Source organism: Serratia sp. Tan611 (assembly GCF_905188235.1).
In the GTDB taxonomy this organism is placed as follows: Bacteria; Pseudomonadota; Gammaproteobacteria; order Enterobacterales; family Enterobacteriaceae; genus Serratia_B; species Serratia_B rhizosphaerae.
This window is the reverse complement of record NZ_LR994655.1, coordinates 4,189,219-4,208,280: the sequence shown is the minus strand read 5'-3', so window position 1 is coordinate 4,208,280 and position 19,062 is coordinate 4,189,219. Positions and strand designations below refer to the sequence as shown.

Genomic DNA, 19,062 nt, shown 5'->3' with positions numbered 1-19,062 from the left:
TGACTATGCAAAATAATAATGTTTATGTAACACAGCCATACCTTCCTGATTTGAATGAATTTATTCCGTACATGGAGCGTATTTGGGAAAATAAAATACTAACCAACGGAGGGCCAATGCATGAAAGATTGGAAAAAGAGCTATGTGAATATTTGGGTGTTAATGAGGTTGCTTTATTCAATAACGGAACCATCGCCTTACTTACGGCTTTACAGGCGTTAAGGATTACTGGTGAAGTGATTACCACGCCATACTCTTTTGTTGCGACTGCGCATTCATTACTATGGAATGGTATAACGCCTATTTTTGTAGATATCGACCCTGTCACGCTAAATATGGATCCGGATAAGATAGAGTCTGCTATTACTCCTCAAACCACGGCTATTATGCCAGTGCATTGCTACGGTAACCCTTGTGATGTAGAGAAGATACAGCGGATCGCGGATAACTATAACCTGCGTGTGATTTATGATGCAGCCCACGCGTTTGGCGTCAACGATGCCGGCGGTAGTATTCTGCGCCATGGTGACTTAAGTACTATAAGTTTCCATGCTACTAAAGTTTTCAATACTTTCGAGGGCGGTGCGATAATTTGCCCGGATAAGAAGACCAAAACGCGTATCAATAACCTTAAAAACTTTGGTATTGTTGATGAAACCACCGTTGTAGCGCCGGGCATTAACGGGAAAATGAGTGAGATAAATGCGGCGTTTGGGCTTTTGCAGTTGAAGCATGTTGATAATGCAATTGCGAGAAGAAAAGAAATAGATGAGTGTTACAGGGAAGGTTTGAAAGATATTGAAGGTATTACGATTGTCGAAGCAACAGGGCAATTGCGCGCTAATTATTCATATTTCCCTATTCTAATTGAAGACTCCTTTAGGATGACCAGAGAGGAATTATATTCTTTCCTGAAGGAACATAATATTTTCTCCCGCCGTTACTTTTTCCCATTAATCAGTGAGTTCCCTATGTATAGAGGTATGAAATCCTCTGCACAGGAAAACTTGCCTGTGGCTAATAATGTGGCAAGGCGTGTTTTATGTCTTCCTATTTATCCAGACTTGGATCATAAAGATCAGGTGAATATTATTTCTTTGATAAAAGGTTAAGTAAATGGATTGTTATTCAGAGATAGAGGCAGGTTAGAAGTATGACAGTTCAACTTAAAATTATTCACCTATGCCCAGATGACAAGTTTATCGACAATGCTATCAATATGTTTGAGGATGTTTTCCCACGCAGTAATTTCGTATGTGTATATACGAAAGGTCAACCGGGGAAATATGTCAAGAACAGGATAGATTATCATGTTGGTGTGAAAGATGTTATTTTTGGTATCAAAACTGCGGAGATAATGGATGCCAGCGTTGTTGTTGTTCATTCATTAAGCAGCGCATGGTATCGTACTCTTGAAAAGCTAAATAAAGACATTCCTATTGTATGGTTGGGATGGGGATCTGATTACTATGATATTATTGACTCCCATGGTAATAACTTGCTCGATAAAACTACTGTATTGGAGCATAAATTACAGTCAGGAAATAGAAAAGGAATAAAAGGATATTTGCAGTTATTATTTGATTCAGCCTTGCGTAAAGTAAAAGTTATCGAAAGAATAAACTACTTTTCTCCTGTAATACCTAACGAGTATGCCACATTAAAGTCGGCGAGAAAGTGGAAGTCATTTCCTATGCAAGCTGATTGGAACTATAGCCCTTCGAAACAGGAGTTGTCTGATTATATAAACGTCCACGATGTGGCTGGCGATATGGGGCGTGATATCTTGATCGGCAATAGTGCAACCAGTTCTAATAATCATCTGGAAGCATTTGACATCATTAATAAAATTAAAGTCAGTGACCGGCGGTTGGTTGTGCCGCTAAGCTATGGAAACATGATTTATGGCCGTGAAATAAAAAATATAGGTGAGTCGTTCTTTGGCAGAAATTTTGATGCATTGATTGATTATATGCCGATTGATATGTATATGGAAAAGATAGCGCATTGTGGCTTTGTTATCATGAATCATGTACGGCAACAGGCGGTTGGCAATATTATTATTATGCTTTATATGGGGGCTAAAGTTTTTCTTCGAGATGATAATCCAACTTATAAATATTTTAAGGGATTAGGATTGACTATTTTCTCGATCCAAGAGTTGGAAAGAGATAAGTATCACCTAGAGTCCCGGCTTACGTCAGACGAGGTAATGGAGAACCGTAAAATTCTCGACAGAGTTTGGTCGCAAAGAGTTTTAACTGAGAAAACAAGGATACTGATAGAGACCATTGCTAATTAAAGAGAAATAATTTGAACGTTAAAAAAATATCTTTGTTTGCTATTGGCCCCCTAGGCGCCGCAATTATTGGGTTTATTACTCTACCGTTGATGACGTGGCTTTATTCTACGGAGGATATCGGTAGGGTTGGTATACTAAATATTGCTATATCATTCGTGGTTTTATTGTTCAGCTTAGGGATGGATCAAGCCTATGTCAGGCAGTATCATGAAGAGCCTGAAAAATCAGCCTTATTAAAAGTGTCGATACTCCCTGGGCTGATTATTTTATTGGTGACATTTTCCGTATTATTCTTCAGTCCATTTAGTCTGTCTTATATTCTTTTTGAACTTAGCGATCCAACAATAAGTGTACTCTGTGTACTGATACTGTTAGCGTGCTTTATATCCCGTTTTCTGTCACTGATCTTACGAATGCAGGAACGAGGTTTGGCATATTCTCTCAGTCAAGTCTTGCCAAAACTAATGATACTGATAGTCATCGGTTATTTTTCACTGGCTTACAATCAGCATGCATTTATTCAACTCATATTGGCTAATGTCGTTAGTTATTTTAGTGTGCTATTTATTTTATTGTGGACGACTAGGCATGACTGGTTGCCGGCGATAAAGGAAAGGTTTGATTCTGATAAATCGCTTGGGATGATAAAGTTTGGTTTTCCACTGATCTTGGGTAGCCTGGCATTTTGGGGTGTGACTGCAATGGATCGCGTTTTCCTCAGAACCTTTTCCACCTTTGAGCAACTTGCAATATTCACCGTTGCGGCTGGTTTTTCCAGCGCGGCGGGTATTGTCCAGAGCGTATTTTCCACCATTTGGGCTCCGATGGTATATAAGGTTACTCATGATAAAGAGCAGGCTATTCACCTTGTTAAGACAGTATCTAAATACATGTTGATGGTCGTTGTGATTTTTTTCTCCTTGGGAGGGCTTTTTTCTTGGGTAGTAGACTGGTTTTTACCTGAGAATTATCGTGATGTTAAATATATTGTTATCGCTTGTTTAGGTTTTCCATTGCTGTATACGCTTTCTGAAGTTACCGTCGTGGGTATTGGTATCAGCCGTAGGACGATATATTCAATGCTTGCTTCATCATTGGCTCTGTTGGTCAATTTGGGAATTAATTACTACATGGTTCCTAAGTTTGGTGCGGCAGGCGCCGCTGTCAGTACGTGTATCACTTTCTGGTTGTTTTTAATTCTTAGAACTGAATTCTCTATCATAACCTGGAGTGATTTTCCTAGAATGGAAATGTATTTTTTTACAGGGCTTTGCGTTATTGGCGCATCTCTTGGTGCGCTGTTTGGTGATGCCGTACGTAGTGAGCTTGTTATCTACTGGCTGTTGGTTTTAGCTCTATTAATCGTCAGGAATTGGCGCCTTTTAGCTATCGTTGCGAAGAAGTACGTTCTGACTTGAAGAGCGTTAAGACCGCTATAAGGGAAGGCGGGGTATGTAAATCTTCTTCAGGTCGAAAAGTTTTTTAATATGGATGTGAGCATATCAATGAATAATCAGAATTATAGCATTACTTCCGCCAGGAAATTTGAGTTTTATCACGAGCTCTATATTGAGAGTATGTTGGTGAAACTCTATGAAAGAGTGTACATCGCTATCATGGCGCTGCAGGTTGTTGTATGTATTATTACTGCTTTTGGCGGTCTCCAGGCTAGGAGCGCTGCTGTGATGATGGCTGTATTGGTCGCATTTATTATGATCGTCAATCCGCAAAGAAAGGCCCTGAAAGCAAAAAATAAAGAGTCTAAGTATGTCGAAATGATCGCATTTATAGAAAGTTATAGCGATGATGAATTAATTAATCGTATGTGCTCGATTGCTGATGAAACGTCCCATGGCCGAGCGTTGGTCGAAAAGTCTGCCTATCTGCAGGCTGCTCACTACCTTGGAGCAACAGAGCAAGTTGTTAAGATCAAAGAGCAGCTTAGCCATCGTGATAAGTTGGTTGCTTTTTTATCTGGCGGGCTTCCCATGTAATTGATACACGGATGCAAGTGGCACGTTTACGCTGTCATTCATATGATAACTGCGTGACTATACTGATTTTAAACCGGCCTTATGGCCGGTTTTTTTTACCCGTACTGGCATAATGCTAAAAAGCCGTTCTACGGCAATCAGCTTTTTTTCACAAACTCGGACTTCAGTTTCATCTGGCCGAACCCGTCAATTTTGCAGTCGATATTGTGGTCGCCTTCGACCAGGCGGATGCTTTTCACACGGGTGCCGATTTTCAGCGTGGATGAGCTGCCTTTCACCTTCAGGTCTTTAATCACCGTCACCGCATCGCCGTCGGCCAGCAGGTTGCCATTGGCATCTTTCACCACCGGCGCATCGTTATCGGCCGCAGGCTCGTCGTCGTTCCATTCGTGTGCACACTCAGGGCAGACATACAGGCCGTTATCGACGTAGGTATATTCAGACTGGCATTGCGGGCAGGCTGGAAGTTGCATAGTTATGGCCTCAATTTTCGTTAATTATAAGTCTAATCAATATGTTAATGGGTAACTCTCTCTGGCTGCGATCGTTATCTTCAGCATCAGGAGATAATGTGCGCAATGGTAACATTAAATGTGTATGACATTATAATGTTATTGGTATTATCATGCGTGCTTTAAAGGTAAGCGTGAGCCAGGCAGCGTAACGACGGCGGCTACCCGATCGGCATCGATTGACCGGGTTTTGTCGGGTTGAATCTTTTACGTCTCTGCGTGGCTGAGTTTATTTTGCGCCGGCGGTTGGGCGCGCAGTATCAGAGGGCCCCGTGACTCACATTGTCGACGATATTTTACAAACGCTGCTGGACAGGGATCCGCCAGGGCAGGAAATCCACCGCGAAGCGGATGAGTACGGCGATATTATCGTTGCCGAACACAAACAGTATCGCATCCTGCGTTTTGACGATCTGTACGAGCAGAGCAAGGTGAACATGCGTTCTCCTGAGGTGCCGATACATCACTATATTCAAGCGATGTTGATGGCGATTAGCTGGCAGGAAGAGGGCGACGTGCTGTTGCTGGGGCTGGGCGGCGGCAGCCTGCTGCGGGCGCTGCATGCCTACAACCCCGCCAGGCGGCTTGATGTGGTGGAGCTGCGTCCGCGCGTGCTGGCGGTTGCCCGTAGTTATTTCACGCTGCCTGATACAAGCTGTGTGAACTACCATATTGACGATGCCGAGCGCTATTTGCAGCAGGCGCAGGGCCGCCGCTACGGGGTCATTTTCTCCGATCTTTATTCGGCATTCAGCATGTCGCCGCTGCAGGGCACCGAAGCGTTTCTCGAACGCTGCCGGGACGCGCTGTGCGACGGCGGCTGGCTGGTGCTCAACTACCTGGAAATGCCGCACGGCCAGACGCTGCTGTACCATGCCCTGTACCGGGTGTTTACCGACGTCTTTTTCTGCGAAACCGGCAGCGGCAACGTGGTGATTTACGCCACCTGCGCCACCAATGCTTACCGGCTTAAAGCGCTGCGGACGCAGGCGGCGCGTTTGGGATGCGACGGCGTGGCGGAGGTGGGCCATCTGGCGCGTTATCTGACGCGGCTGTAGTTTTCTGGCGAAGTTTGGCCGGGATGGTATTATAATTGGATTATCATAATCAGGATGATAACACCATGGAAAAGAAGACCGCGCGTTTAACCGTTTTGATCGATCCGGAGAAGAAGAAAGCTCTGGAGACGCTTTGCCAACAGCAAGATGTTACCCCCTCGCAGGTGGTCCGGCAATTGATCCGGGATTACCTGCACAAGCATCACGTTGACTACCCTTCCCAGACTTCTCAGGCCAACCCCAAGGTCGAGACGCGCTGATAGTCCGGGTAACCTACGCCGATCGGCAGGGGAGATTCCGTCTGCCTGCTGCTGTCGGCGCCGTAGCCCGTTACGCGCTGTCAGATTGCCTGTTGCACCCGCATGGCGCTGCCGCGGCCTCTCTTATCCGGTATTATCATCCCCGCCGCCGTGATTATTTCTGCCCGTCGGCCAGCGCCTCCGGCAGCGTTGAATAGAAGGCGAGCCGGCCGTCAATCGGCCGTATGCGTGCCCGCGCCAGCGTTTTCAGCGGCTGAAATGGAATGTCGGTGACGATCAGCTGCTTACCCTGCGGCAATGCATCAATAAAGCGCTGCAGGGCGCTGAGTCCGCCGGCGTCCAGCACCGGCACCGCATCCCACTGCAGGATTACCGTCTGATACGCGGTACTGCGTGCCAGCACCTCATCGAACACGCGCTCGGCGGCGGCAAAAAACAGCGGGCCGTTCACGCGCAGCACCAATACATCCGCGTCATCGCTGAGCGTGCTCAGCCGGGTCATGCGTGCAATGCGGCGCATAAACAGCAACGACGCCAGTACGATGCCAACGGTAATGGCGATCACCATGTCGAACAGCACCGTCAGTGCCATGCACAGCAGCATGACGATAATGTCATCCTTGGGCGCCCGGCGCAGCAGATCGACTACCTTTTGGGCCTCGCTCATATTCCAGGCGACGAGCAGCAGCAGGGCGGCCATAGCGGCCAGCGGCAGGAAGGAGAGCCAGGGCGCCAGCAGCAGCAGGGCCAGCAGCACCAGCAGCGCGTGAATCACGGCGGCCAGCGGCGAGGTGGCGCCGGCGCGCACGTTGGCCGCCGAGCGGGCGATGGCGGCGGTGGCGGTAATACCGCCAAAGAACGGCGCAATAATATTGCCGATCCCCTGTCCCAGAAGCTCGCCGTTGGCGCTGTGTTTTTTGCCGGTCATGCCGCCCAGCACCACGGCGCACAGTAAGGATTCAATGGCGCCCAGCATTGCCATGGAGAAGGCGGCGGGGAGCAGTGCGGACAGCGTCTGCCAGCTTAGCGTCATCGGCTGGCCGTCCGCCGCCGGCAGCGTCCAGGGCAGCTGCAGCTGGGGCAAAATGGCGGGGATGCCGGCGCCCTGGCTGCCATCGGCCAGCTGATAGCTGAAGCTGGAGCCGATGGTGGCGACCTGATGACCGGCCAGATTAAGCAACCCCATGACCGCCGCGCCGGCCGCTAACGCCGGCAGATGGCCGGGCACGCGCAGCCCCAGCCGTGGCCAGACAACCAGCACCAGCAGCGTCACGCCGCCAATCAGCGTATCGCCAATATCCGCGGCGGGCAGCGCCTGCAGCAAGGCGGCCAGTTTATCCACATAGCCGGCCGGCAGCGCCGCGAGCGGCAAGCCGAAAAAATCTTTCACCTGCAGCGTGGCGATGGTGATAGCGATCCCCGAGGTAAAACCGAGCGTGACCGGCAGCGGAATATATTCAATCAGCCGGCCGACGCGGGTCAGCCCCATCACCACTAAAAACATGCCGGAGAGCAGAGTAGCCAGCAGCAGGCCGGCCAGGCCGAACTGTTGGGCAACCGGATACAGGATCACCACAAAGGCGGCCGTCGGCCCCGAGACGCTGTAGCGCGACCCGCCGGTGACGGCAATCACGATGCCGGCAACCGCTGAGGTGTACAGGCCGTACTGCGGCGGTACGCCGCTGGCGATAGCCAGCGCCATGGCCAGCGGGATGGCGATAATGCCGACGGTAACGCCGGCAATGACGTCTTTTAGCAGACGCTGGCGTGAGTAGGGTTCCTGCCAGCAGGCGGCAATAAGGGCGCTGAAGGGGCGTACGCGGTTGATCTTGTGTGTATTCATCTCAGGTAATGGCCAAATCAAAAATAAAGCGACATGGCGGGCCGGATGGGGTCCGTCTCGGTTGCAGGCGATCGGGTGTATAGTTCTCCGCAATGAAATCAATATGTTAATTTTATTATAATGCTATTCGCATATTGCGCTGCTATGATCAACCTAAGCAGTGGGGAAGTAAAGGGCATCCTTATTAATTGTTGGGGGAAATAAACAGCCAAAAAAGGCTGGTTACCCTGAATGAGGAGAACGTATGGATTTTTTGCATGCGCAGTTACACCTGAAAACGGGCGACGTGGTGGAAGTGCACTGCGACCGGCCGTGCATCATCCTGCTGATGGATGATGCGGAGTTTGCGCGCTATACCCACGGGCAGCCGGGACGTCATCATGGCGGCCATTTTGATGAACTGCCGGCGCGCTTCACCGCGCCTGACGACGGCGTATGGCACATCGCAATTGATGCCGGCCAGTTTAACTCCGCACTTACCCACAGCATCAATATTTATCCGGTTAATTAGTCGTGCGCCTTCGCACCGCGAGGGCGCTTCCCTTTCTTCCAGCTCAACATTCCGATCTTGCAGCCTACGCGCAACGCCATTGCCCGACCGCTCAATCTGTGGAAGGATGCGGCGCAACGACGGCAGGGCCGGCGACAGGATTAATCACCGAGGTGAAGAATGGTAAACAGCGCGCTGTGGTACCGGGAGTTTGGCGTACCGGAAGAGGTGCTCCGGCTGGAACACGCGCCGCCGGCCGCGCTGACGGCGGGAAGCGTGCGGGTAGAAATGCGGCTTGCGCCGGTGAACGCCTCTGATTTGATTCCGCTCACCGGCGCTTACCGCCACCGGGTTACGCCGCCCGCCGTCGCGGGCTATGAGGGCATCGGCGTGGTGACGGAGGCGACGCCGGGGGCGGAGCATCTGCTGGGCAAACGGGTATTGCCGCTGCGGGGGGAGGGAACCTGGCAGCGCTATGTCAGTTGCCCGGCGGCGCTGGCGGTGCCGGTGCCGGAGGCTATCGCGGACCCGCTGGCGTCCCGCGCCTATATCAATCCGCTGGCCGCGCTGTTGATGTTGGATCTGTATAACCCGGCGGGGCGCCGCGTGCTGCTGACCGCCGCCGGTTCCGACTGCGCCAGGCTGCTCGGCCAGTGGGCGCTGCAGCGTGGCGCGACGGCGGTGGCGGGCATCTGCCGTTCCCCGGTGCATGCCGACAGCTTGGCGGCATGCGGCATTACCCCCGTGGCGCAGAGCGAGCGGGCGCGCATCGACCAACTGGCCGCTACGGCGGATATCGTGTTTGACGCCACCGGCGGCGTGCTGGCACAGCAGTTGCTGGAAGCGATGCGGCCGGACGGGCTGTTTGTCTGTTACGGGCTGCTCTCCGGGCAGACATTCGCGCTGAAACGCCACTATCCGCCGGTGCGCTGGTTTCATATCCGCAACTATCTGGCCGACATCGCTGCGGCGCAGTGGCACGCGCTGTTCCGGCGGATATGGCCGCTGCTGGCGGAAAGCCGCTGCGGCGAGGCGCGCATTTTTCCGCAGGCCGACTGGCGGGAGGCGCTGGCGCTGTACCGCCAGCCGGGCCGACAGATTAAGCCCGTGATGAGTCTGCAGCCTTGAGCGTCAGGGTGGCGAGCAGCGCCTCCTGCGCGGCCGCCAATTGCTCATGGTCGAGAAACGCCGTTGCCTGCAGGGGAAAAAATTGCAGGGAATGCAGGCCGATGCAGCCAAAGGCGGCGGTGAGGTAAGGGGTGAGAAAGTCCGGCTGTCTGGCACGTTCGCCGCTGAACACGCCGCCGGCGGCGATGGCGATATAAACCGGCTTGTCCTGCAGCAGGCCGAGTTTCTCGCCGTCGGGGGTTGTAGTGATAGTGCGCCCCATACGCAGAATCTGATCGAGCCACGCCTTCAGCACCGAAGGCACGGTGAAATTGTTCATCGGCGTGCCCAGCACCAGCGCGTCGGCCTGCTCGACTTCCTGAATCAAGGTTTCCGACAGCCGCAGCGCGCTTTCCGCCGCGCCAGCCGCCAGCGCGCCGGGTGAGGATAAAACGCTGGCGTAATCGGCGTCGGCATGCGCTATCGGCTCGCGGCCCAAGTCGCGGCGCATCACGCCGGCGTCAGGGGTGGCGGCTTTCAGTCGCGCGAGCAGGGCGGCCGAAAGCCGGCGGCTGTGCGAATCGTGCCGCGGGCTGCAGTCAATGTGCAGTATATTCATCGTATCTTCTCCCATCGTGAGCAGCAGCGCCCGTTAATCAGCATAGTTCTGCCTGGCACTGCCGTAGAGCCGTACCCGGCGTTACTGGCGCATACCGATCGCCAGACGGTTAAAGGCGCTCATCAGGGCGATGGCGAAGGTCAGGTCGGAGATTTCCACTTCGCTGAAGTGCGCACGGAGCGGTTCGAAGTCGTCGTCGGAGGCGTGGGTGGTATCTACGTGCGTCAGCGATTCCGTCCAGGCCAGCGCGGCGCGTTCGCGGGCGCTGAAGCGTTCGCTGACGCGCCAGCCTGCCACCCCGTCCAGTTTGGTCTCCGCCATGCCGCCGGCGCGCAGCGCTTTGGCGTGCATCTCCAGGCAAAAAGCGCAGCCGTTGATCTGCGACATGCGTAGCCAGACCAGCTCGATCAGCGTTTTGCCCAGCGGGCTGTTTTCCAGCGCGTTCTTGGTGGCGATCAGGCCCTGATAGGCGTCGGGAGAAAGGGTGTGGTACGGCAGACGTTTTGGTGTGCTCATGGTGGTCTCCTGATAAAAAGTCTCGTCGCTTTACGGTATAGCCGCTACTGTAAGTGACCAATGGCCTATAGCATAGGTGCAAGAATTGACTGAATTGATGGGGCATTAGCGATGGATATACAGCAGTTGCGGCCTGACCAGCAGCATGATGCACCGCTCTACCTGCAGCTGTACCGGCGCTACCGCGAGGCGATTGCCGCCGGCAAGCTGCGCCCGGGGGACCGCGTGCCGTCGGTGCGCAGCCTCGCCAGCGAACTGAATCTGGCGCGCGGCACGGTGGAAACCGCCTACCAGATGTTGGCGAACGAGGGCTATTTCGTCGCACGCGGCGCGGCCGGCACCGTAGTGTCGCCGGGGCTGGGGACGCTGGCCGAACCGCTGGCGGTCACTGCACCGCCGGTTGTCGCTTCGCCTCATCCGCATGCCGTCACCGGCGATTCGCTGTCGTTCCAGATGGGGCTGCCGGCGTTGGACGCGTTTCCGCGCAAAGTCTGGGCCCGTCTGGCGGGGCGCAGCCTGCGTTCGCGGGAGATGCAGGCGATGTATTACCCCGATCCGGCGGGCTATGCGCCGCTGCGGCAGGCTATTGCCGCCTATCTGGGTATCTCGCGCGGCATTGCCTGCACGCATGAACAGGTGTTTGTTACCGCAGGCTATCACGGGGCGCTGGAGCTGGTGCGCCATACATTGCTGCAGGCGGGCGACGTCGGCTGGTTTGAGGACCCCGGTTACCTGTTTGCCCGGCAGTATCTGGAGCGCGCCGGTCTGAGGCTGGCGGCGGTGCCGGTGGATGCGGAGGGGCTGAACGTGGCCGCCGGCCGGCTGCGCTCGGATGACGCGCGTTTCGCGGTGGTAACGCCGACTCACCAAAGCCCGACGGGCGTGGCGCTGTCGCTGCCGCGGCGGTTGGAATTGCTGGAATGGGCGCGCCGCCGCCAGGCGTGGATTATTGAAGACGACTACGACAGCGAGTTCCGCTACCACGGTCGGCCGCTGCCGGCGTTGAAAAGCCTGGATCGCGACGGGCGCGTGCTTTATACCGGCACCTTCAGCAAAGTGTTGTTCCCCGGCCTGCGGCTGGCGTATCTGGTGGCGCCTGCCGGGCTGGTCAGCCGCTTTCGGGACAGCGTCAACCATCTGCCCGGCCCCGGCTCCATTCTGCCGCAGGCAATGGTGGCCGACTTTATGGAACAGGGGCACTTTGGCCGCCATCTGCGCAAGATGCGTGCGCTGTACGCCGCACGGCGCGGCTATCTGGTGGGTGCCCTGCGGCAGACGCTGGGCGAGCGGCTGCATATCCAGCCGCAGGCCGGCGGTATCCACGTGTTGGCGCATCTGCCGGCCGGACAGGATGATAAGGCGTTGGTTGCCGCTGCCGAGTCAGCCGGGCTGGGGCTGCAGGCGCTGAGTGACTGGCGGGCCACGCCTTCCGAAGCGGGCGGGTTGCTGATGGGGTTTGCCAATTTTGCCACGGCGGCAGAGGCAGAGACGGCGGTGCGGCGTCTTAAGGCGGTGATGGTGTAGCGCTGGGGCGGCGAAAACGTCAGTTATCCGTCGAGCCGGGCGCTAATCTGCGCCTTGGCGTAGCGGAAAAAATCTTCGACCGCCGGCATGACCGCTGCCCAGTCCTGTGTCGCCAGCCCCAGATACTCCTGCCGTGCCGCCTGCAGCGTGGCGGCATGGTCGGCGGGCAACCGAGGCAACAGCCAGTCCGCCGCCTCTTCTTTGCCGGTAATATCGCCGTGGACAACGCTGTACCAGATGCGCGCCAGCGTCAGGAGGATATTACGCTCGTCGCCCTGCAGGTCTGCGGTTGTCTGCCACAGCGTCAGCGTATCCTGAAAGGTTTGCCGCAGGTCGCGCGGCGGTACAGGGGGAAACAGCCGTGCCGCCTCGTCGCCGGCCAGCGCCACGCTGGCGTGGCGCGCTTTGGTCAGCAGAATGGCAATATCTGCGTCCTGCTGCGCCGGTTCATAGATTCCCGCACCAATAGCCTCGCGCAGCCACTCGCCGAACTGCAGTTCTCTGACCGGCGGGTAGCGCCACGGCACCAGCTGTGAATACACCAGCACGGTGACCTCCAGCGCCCGCTTGGTATCCGATGCGCCGGGCGGCGCAGACAGCGTCAGCAGCGCCTGCATCAGGGCCGCCCGCTGCGCGTCGTCCAGCGTCGCGCGCACCGTAACCAGCAGATCGAGATCGCTGTAGGGCCGCAGCCCGCCCTCAACGGCAGAGCCGTACAGGTGGACGGCCATCAGGTTACGGCCAAGCTGGCGGGTGAGAAGGTCGACGGCGGCGGTCAGCTGCTGTTGCACGGGAGCTGTCAGGGATAGTGTCATGCTGTTCATCCTGTCTGGATTGGTTAGCAATACGTGTTATTGGTTCAAATATTGTAGCGTTGGTTGTTGATGATATGCAGGCGGGCGTCGCTCCTTATATTACTTGAGTGTTTATATTTTATTTTTATGAAATACATGTTTATTTATAAAAAATAAATACGTTCCTGATAACTGTTTATGAATTAGGGGGAAGGTTTTAATGTTTGCTCTCTGGCAGTTCTCGGTACTTTCGGGTATAAATCCATGCGTCAGCAAGTAAATTTACGGTGCGTTATTTTATGCGTTAAAAATAATCGCCAGGTTAGAAAAGGACTATTCCGAGGAATAAATATCCCGATGGGGATTTAAGGACAGATAAATGAAAAAACTTTCTTCCTTGTTATTAGTTTGTGTTGCGATGGTTTTTTCCTCCAATGCAACGGCGGGACGTCAGGGATGTGAAATCAAGAAAAGTAAAATCAAAACGCAGATGGAATATGCCAAACGCTACGGCAACCATAACCGTCTGGCGGGGCTGGAGCGGGCGCTGGCCCGGGTTGAGGCGGCGTGTTCTGATGGTTACAGCGGCGCCAGCTATCGCCTTGACGGCTATAGCGGGGCGAGTCATCGTCTTGATGGCTACAGCGGTGCCAGTCATCGTCTGGATAAAATTCAGGGTAAGGAAGATAAAGTCAGACGGCGCGAAATCGAGCTTGATCGGGCGATTGCCAGCGGCGATATGGAAAAGGTCCGTAACAAGGCCCATAAGCTGAATGAAGCCAAGCAGGAACTGGCGGAAGCGCGGCGCTGGTAATCTGGCTGTAACAGTAAAAGCAGAAGGGGCAACCCCTTCTGCTTTTTTTAACGCGCTTAGCCGTTGGAATACGCCACTGCGTCCCGCGTCCGGCGGTTCAGCAGCACTACGAACAGCGCCAGAGCGGCGATGATTGCCCCCGTCACCGGCACAAAAGCGTAGCCCAGCCCGCTGGAGACGACGGCGCCGCCGGCGGCCGCGCCCAGGGCGTTGCCGAGGTTAAATGCGCCGATATTGACCGACGAGGAGAGGCCGGGCGCTTCGCTGGCGACGCGCATCACGCGCATCTGCAGCGGCGGCACTACGCCGAAGGTGGCGATGCCCCAGATAACCATGCCCAGCGCCGCGCCGATCTCGCTGCGCGCCAGCAGCGGCATCAGCAGCATGACGGTCAGCAACAGCAGCAGAAAACCTGTCAGCGTATTACTTTCCGAACGGTCGGCGAATTTGCCGCCGAGGTAGTTGCCGATCGAGAAGCCCACGCCGGTCAGCATCAGCATCAGGGTGACGAACGTCGGCGTGGCGGCGGTCAGCGTGTGCAGCACCGGCGCAATGTAGGTGTAGAGAGTAAACATCGCCCCGGCGCCCAGCACGGTGGTCAGCAGGGCGCTCAGCACCTGCGGGCGCATCAGCACCGACAGTTCACGCTTCACGTCAGGGCGTTCGCCCGCTTCTCCCTTCGGTAATGAGAACCACAGGCCCAGCATGGCGATCACCCCCAGCCCCGCGGTGGCAAGAAACGACATGCGCCAGCCGATGGTGGCGCCGAGCCAGGTGGCTGCCGGCACGCCGCCGATATTGGCGATGGTCAGCCCCATAAACATGGTGGCGACGGCGCTGGCGCGTTTTTCTTTGGCAACCACGCTGGCGGCGACCACCGAGCCGAGGCCGAAGAACGCGCCGTGGTTCATGCTGGTGATGATGCGCGACAGCAGCAGCGTGGTGTAATCCGGCGCAATGCTCGACAGCACGTTACCCAGGGTAAAAATCGCCATCAGGAACATCAGCGCGTTTCTGCGCGCCCGGTGAGATAGCAGCAGGGTCATCAGCGGCGCGCCGATCATCACGCCGATGGCGTAGGCGCTGATCAGCATCCCCGCTTTGGGAATCGAGACGTCCACGCCTTCGGCAATCACCGGCAGCAACCCCATCGGCGAGAATTCGGTGGTGCCGATGCCGAACGCGCCCACCGCCAGCGCCAGCAGGGGATAATTAATTTTCATGTAACAACTCCGTTAGCCGCTGCCAAAGCGCGGAAAGAGGGGGAAAGGGGCGAAAGTATGACATCGGTCACAAAAAAGATAAGCTGGCGGCGGGCGAAAAGATTTTTGCTTATTTGCGCACAATAGAAGGAGAAAAGGGCATTTTCCGCAAGATGGACCGGCGGAGCACAGCGGCCCGGGCGAGCCGCTGTGTATGACCGTTACGCCGCGAAGCCGCCGTCGATGGTCAGGCTGGCGCCGGTGATATAGCCGGCTTCCGGGCCGGCCAGGTAGGCGACAAAGCTGGCGATCTCTTCATCCTTGCCGTAGCGGTTGATGGCCATCAACTGCTTCAGCTGTTCGGCGAACTCGCCGTCGTCCGGGTTCATATCCGTATCCACCGGGCCGGGCTGCACGTTATTGACGGTAATACCGCGTGGGCCGAGGTCGCGCGCCATACCTTTGGTCAGGCCGACCAGCGCGGATTTACTCATGGCATACGCCGCGCCGCCGCCAAACGGCATACGTTCGGCGTTGGTGCTGCCGATATGGATAATGCGGCCGCCGTCGTTCATATGGCGCGCCGCTTCCTGGCTGGCGATGAAGACGCTGCGCACGTTAACCGCCAGCGTGCGGTCCAGATCGTCCAGCGTCAGTTCTTCGATGCCGCCCATGGCAAACACCCCGGCGTTGTTCACCAGAATATCCAGCCGGCCAAAGTGCTGCACCGCCTGCTGCACCGCCTGGCGCAGCGCTTCGGCGTCGGCGCTGTCGGCCTTGATGGCCAGCGCCTTGCCGCCGGCGGCGGTAATGGTGTCCACCACGGCGTTGGCCTTATCGGCGGAGGAGACGTAGGTCAGCGCTACTGCCGCACCGTCGCGCGCCAGACGCAGCGCGATAGCGGCGCCGATGCCGCGTGAACCGCCCTGAATAAAGGCGACCTTGTTTTGCAGAGGAAATGTTGCCGTCATGCTGTTTCTCCTTAAAGGGGTGAACGTACACACTGTGGGCCAGTATCGGAGATGAGGCCGGCGGGGACAGTTCAGAAAGAGCTACGCGCGTAAATCTCTCCGTCGGGTCGGTTTCGCTGGTAGTGTCGTGCAGAGGGGGAGTCATGCAGGCCCGGAGGCCTGCATTTTTTTATCGGACGCTGATACCCGCAGGGTTAATCAACGGCGGCGGTGAGGTTAGCCACCGCCAGCTCTAACGCGGCGATATCATCGCTCGCCAGCCAGGGCTGGATGTTGACGATCTTTTCTTCCGGGAGATCGTAAATACGCAGCGCCAGCAGGCGCGCGATGGTCTCGGCAGAAAAACGCCGCTTGATCGGCCGGGCCGGGTTGCCGCCCACCACGGTGTAAGGCGCAACGTCGCCGGTTACCACGCTGCCGGCGGCGACGATCGCCCCTTCGCCAATGGTGACGCCGGGCATCAGCATGGCGCGCATGCCAATCCAGCAGCCATCGCCGAGCTGCGTATCGCCTCTGGACTGGTAAGACGCCTGGATGCTCGCCATAAACGGGTAGAGGCTCAGCCAGTCGGTGCGGTGGGTGTGGTTGCCCCCCATCAGAATCACCGCTTCTGCGGCAATACAGACAAAGTTGCCAATCAGCAGGCGGTCTATCTTGCCCAGCGGTTCCCATTGCTGGCTGTAGGCGTCGCCGTGCAGATAGCGCACCACATCGCGCTCAAAGCCGTTGTCCCAGCAGTCGCTGTAATAACTGTGGCTGCCTTTGACGATAATATTCGGGTTGGTCACCGTCTGGTGTAAAAGTTCGGTCTTTGACCAGTGTTTCTCTAACATGGGACTTCTCGATTAATACATTGAAAAGGCCACGGAACGTGTTGTCTGTGGCAGTGTTTCCGTTCACCAACACTGCCGGATCAAGCGATAAGCGCTCGTTTTAATCGCGGATTAATAACCATCTCTTCCTCCAAAACGGCGGGCATTGTAGCAGTAACCACACGATTTACCATGATAATCCGCCAGGCTGAAATAAAAAGGCCGCCGATGTTCATCGGCGGCCTTTTTTAGCCTCGGAAGCGGTCAGCCGCCGTTCAGGACGCGCTGGCTTCAGACTGGCGCTGCGCCTTGCGCCGCAGCCGCAGTTTTTTCACCAGATTATGGGCTTCCTTACTGCTGGCCACCGTCGGCGGGGAACCGCGCAGCGGCTTTTTGGCCGTTTCGCGCAGCGTCAGCACGGTAATAATGCCGATAACTCCGGCGCCCATCATATAGTAGGCCGGCATCATGATGTTGCCGGTGGTATCTACCAGCCAGGCGGTGATGAGCGGCGTGGTGCCGCCGAACAGCGAAACCGACAGGTTAAAGCCGATGGCCAGCGCGCTGTAGCGTACGTCGGTGACGAACAGCGCGGGCAGCGTGGCCGGCATGGTGCCGCTGAAGCAAGAGTGCAGCACGCCCAGGATGACCAGGCCGCCAAACACCGCCACCAGATTGCCGGAAGCCAGCAGCATAAAGGCCGGGATAGAGAGCAGAATCAGCCCGGCGGCGCCCAGCGCGATAACCGGACGACGGCCGATGCGATCGGTGGTGTAACCCCAGAACAGCGTCAGCGGCATCATGACGAACATGATCACCATCACCAGCAGCAGGCTGCTAAGCTGTCCCAGTCCCAGAATGCCGCTGAGGTAGCTTGGCATATAGGAGGTCAGCATATAGTTGGACACGTTAAACAGCAGCACCAGCCCCACGCATTTCAGGATCGAAGAACGGTACTTCTTCAGCATCTGCAGCAGGCTGAGGCGCGGCTTGCTGTGCTCCAGCGCCTCCTGCTGCGCCATATGCTGCTGAAAGGCCGGCGTCTCTTCCAGTTTCAGACGGAAGTAAAAGCCGATTAACCCCATAGGCGCGGCGATAAAGAACGGTATGCGCCAGCCCCAGTCCAGCATCACCTGTTCAGAGAGCGTGGAGGTAAGGATGGTCACCAGGCTGGCGCCGAGCAGATAGCCGCCGATGGTGCCGAACTCCAGGAAACTGCCCATAAAGCCGCGGCGTTTATCCGTCGAGTATTCGGCGATAAAGGTGGCGGCGCCGGAGTATTCACCGCCGGTGGAGAAGCCCTGCAGCAGGCGAGCCAACAGCAGCAGCACAGGGGCCAGAATGCCGATGGAGGCGTAGCTGGGGATAAGGCCGATGCAGCAGGTGCCGATAGCCATCATGATCATGGTGATGGCCAGGACTTTTTGCCGGCCAATCCGGTCGCCCATCCTGCCAAACACAATGCCGCCGATCGGGCGGATCAGGAAGGCGGCGGCGAAGGTGCCGAAGGAGGCGATCAACTGTGCCGCCGTACTGGCGTTGGGGAAAAATACTTTACCGATGACTAACGCCAGGTAGCTGTAAACGCCAAAATCAAACCATTCCATGGCATTGCCCAGCGCGGCTGCGCCGACGGCTCGTTTGAGCATATCACTATCAACAATAGTAATATCGTCAACGGTCAATTCCGGCGACTTATTGTTGAGAGGGAGGTGCTCATTCGGTGGTGTGGTTGAAGATATTCGGGAGGTCATATTTTCCTCAAAAGGGTTGCATGATATTTATCGTATTTGTTGTCCTGATGTAAAATAAGAACATAAAACTAACGTAACAACGTCAGGTTGGGGATTATTCGGGGGCGCTACTCTAATATACCCGTGCGGATAATTGCAAGTTTCGCCGGATATTCATTTTTACCGGGTGATAATTTCCGTTGTTATTACAGAATGTGTCGCGGGGTTTCATATTATCACCGTTTGTTGTGATAATGTGTAAATGAGCCATCGCCAATATCCATGCCTGTTTTCAGGTTTTTTATTGTATTTTTTATTGGCGTGTTTAATGTGGCATAAAATGGCTTTTTTAATATTGTTGTTGGTTTAATTAATTTTTCTCTGCATACACGGCTATTTATAATAATAGGGTGCGTCCCGCTCGGCACGGCTGAGGGGGCAGCGTCCGCCTGGAGAAAAAAGGGAACAATATTTATGTTTTATTGAGCGATTTGGGCAGGGAGTTTTATTA

The 19,062-nt window shown here is 55.4% G+C and carries 19 protein-coding genes; 10 read left to right on the top strand and 9 right to left on the bottom strand.

Going from position 1 to position 19,062, the window contains the following annotated elements; translation table 11 throughout:
- Positions 1-5: 5 nt before the first annotated feature.
- From TAN611_RS19820 to TAN611_RS19805, 4 genes are all read left to right on the top strand, one after another.
- Positions 6-1,112, top strand: coding sequence for a DegT/DnrJ/EryC1/StrS aminotransferase family protein (locus tag TAN611_RS19820; protein WP_203066921.1), 1,107 nt, complete (start codon positions 6-8; stop codon positions 1,110-1,112).
- Between the two features lie 41 nt (positions 1,113-1,153).
- Entirely contained in the window at positions 1,154-2,302 is a 1,149-nt protein-coding gene (locus TAN611_RS19815) for a TDP-N-acetylfucosamine:lipid II N-acetylfucosaminyltransferase (RefSeq protein ID WP_203066920.1), read from the top strand.
- Between the two features lie 11 nt (positions 2,303-2,313).
- On the top strand, positions 2,314-3,720 hold the full coding sequence (locus TAN611_RS19810; protein WP_203066919.1) for an oligosaccharide flippase family protein: 1,407 nt from the start codon (positions 2,314-2,316) through the stop codon (positions 3,718-3,720).
- A gap of 87 nt (positions 3,721-3,807) precedes the next feature.
- Complete coding sequence (locus TAN611_RS19805; RefSeq protein WP_203066918.1) at positions 3,808-4,296, top strand: hypothetical protein; 489 nt, start codon at positions 3,808-3,810, stop codon at positions 4,294-4,296.
- A 137-nt stretch (positions 4,297-4,433) separates the two neighbouring features.
- Here the strand turns inward: TAN611_RS19805 and TAN611_RS19800 are convergent, their stop codons facing one another.
- The gene (locus tag TAN611_RS19800) at positions 4,434-4,769 is read right to left on the bottom strand and encodes a zinc ribbon domain-containing protein YjdM (protein ID WP_203066917.1); all 336 of its coding nucleotides are present in this window, start codon (positions 4,767-4,769) and stop codon (positions 4,434-4,436) included.
- Between the two features lie 311 nt (positions 4,770-5,080).
- On the opposite strand from TAN611_RS19800, the gene TAN611_RS19795 reads away from it, so the two are divergent.
- On the top strand, positions 5,081-5,866 hold the full coding sequence (locus TAN611_RS19795) for a spermidine synthase (RefSeq protein ID WP_203066916.1): 786 nt from the start codon (positions 5,081-5,083) through the stop codon (positions 5,864-5,866).
- Between the two features lie 65 nt (positions 5,867-5,931).
- The gene (locus TAN611_RS19790) at positions 5,932-6,126 is read left to right on the top strand and encodes a ribbon-helix-helix domain-containing protein (protein ID WP_105232572.1); all 195 of its coding nucleotides are present in this window, start codon (positions 5,932-5,934) and stop codon (positions 6,124-6,126) included.
- A gap of 154 nt (positions 6,127-6,280) precedes the next feature.
- Here TAN611_RS19790 and dauA read toward each other — a convergent pair whose 3' ends face one another.
- On the bottom strand, positions 6,281-7,969 hold the full coding sequence (gene dauA, locus TAN611_RS19785) for a C4-dicarboxylic acid transporter DauA (RefSeq protein ID WP_203066915.1): 1,689 nt from the start codon (positions 7,967-7,969) through the stop codon (positions 6,281-6,283).
- A gap of 244 nt (positions 7,970-8,213) precedes the next feature.
- On the opposite strand from dauA, the gene TAN611_RS19780 reads away from it, so the two are divergent.
- Together TAN611_RS19780 and TAN611_RS19775 are read left to right on the top strand one after the other, a co-directional pair.
- Entirely contained in the window at positions 8,214-8,480 is a 267-nt protein-coding gene (locus tag TAN611_RS19780) for a DUF1883 domain-containing protein (protein WP_105232570.1), read from the top strand.
- A gap of 159 nt (positions 8,481-8,639) precedes the next feature.
- The gene (locus tag TAN611_RS19775; RefSeq protein ID WP_203066914.1) at positions 8,640-9,587 is read left to right on the top strand and encodes a zinc-dependent alcohol dehydrogenase family protein; all 948 of its coding nucleotides are present in this window, start codon (positions 8,640-8,642) and stop codon (positions 9,585-9,587) included.
- Here TAN611_RS19775 and TAN611_RS19770 read toward each other — a convergent pair.
- Positions 9,559-10,185 (bottom strand): FMN-dependent NADH-azoreductase, encoded by a 627-nt coding sequence (locus tag TAN611_RS19770; protein ID WP_203066913.1) that lies wholly within the window; start codon positions 10,183-10,185, stop codon positions 9,559-9,561. The two genes, TAN611_RS19775 and TAN611_RS19770, sit on opposite strands and share 29 nt — an antisense overlap.
- An 81-nt stretch (positions 10,186-10,266) precedes the next feature.
- Positions 10,267-10,701, bottom strand: coding sequence for a carboxymuconolactone decarboxylase family protein (locus TAN611_RS19765; protein WP_111736391.1), 435 nt, complete (start codon positions 10,699-10,701; stop codon positions 10,267-10,269).
- Between the two features lie 111 nt (positions 10,702-10,812).
- On the opposite strand from TAN611_RS19765, the gene TAN611_RS19760 reads away from it, so the two are divergent.
- Positions 10,813-12,225 carry a PLP-dependent aminotransferase family protein gene (locus TAN611_RS19760; RefSeq protein ID WP_203066912.1) on the top strand — a complete coding sequence of 471 codons (1,413 nt, stop codon included), beginning with the start codon at positions 10,813-10,815 and terminating at the stop codon, positions 12,223-12,225.
- 23 nt (positions 12,226-12,248) lie between these two features.
- Here TAN611_RS19760 and TAN611_RS19755 read toward each other — a convergent pair whose 3' ends face one another.
- Positions 12,249-13,040: an ANT(3'')-I family aminoglycoside adenylyltransferase gene (locus tag TAN611_RS19755; RefSeq protein WP_203066911.1), complete on the bottom strand. Its 792-nt coding sequence runs from the start codon at positions 13,038-13,040 to the stop codon at positions 12,249-12,251.
- Between the two features lie 358 nt (positions 13,041-13,398).
- Between TAN611_RS19755 and TAN611_RS19750 the strand changes: the two genes are divergently transcribed.
- Positions 13,399-13,833 (top strand): DUF1090 domain-containing protein, encoded by a 435-nt coding sequence (locus TAN611_RS19750; protein ID WP_145961093.1) that lies wholly within the window; start codon positions 13,399-13,401, stop codon positions 13,831-13,833.
- A 56-nt stretch (positions 13,834-13,889) separates the two neighbouring features.
- Here TAN611_RS19750 and TAN611_RS19745 read toward each other — a convergent pair whose 3' ends face one another.
- The 4 genes from TAN611_RS19745 to proP all read right to left on the bottom strand — a co-directional run bounded on the left by TAN611_RS19745 (position 13,890) and on the right by proP (position 18,572).
- Complete coding sequence (locus TAN611_RS19745; protein WP_111736393.1) at positions 13,890-15,056, bottom strand: MFS transporter; 1,167 nt, start codon at positions 15,054-15,056, stop codon at positions 13,890-13,892.
- Positions 15,057-15,256: 200 nt separating this feature from the next.
- Entirely contained in the window at positions 15,257-16,006 is a 750-nt protein-coding gene (locus tag TAN611_RS19740; RefSeq protein ID WP_111736394.1) for a 3-oxoacyl-ACP reductase family protein, read from the bottom strand.
- Between the two features lie 194 nt (positions 16,007-16,200).
- Entirely contained in the window at positions 16,201-16,839 is a 639-nt protein-coding gene (locus TAN611_RS19735; RefSeq protein WP_105232552.1) for a CatB-related O-acetyltransferase, read from the bottom strand.
- 254 nt (positions 16,840-17,093) lie between these two features.
- Complete coding sequence (gene proP / locus TAN611_RS19730; protein WP_172606250.1) at positions 17,094-18,572, bottom strand: glycine betaine/L-proline transporter ProP; 1,479 nt, start codon at positions 18,570-18,572, stop codon at positions 17,094-17,096.
- Positions 18,573-19,062 lie beyond the last annotated feature (490 nt).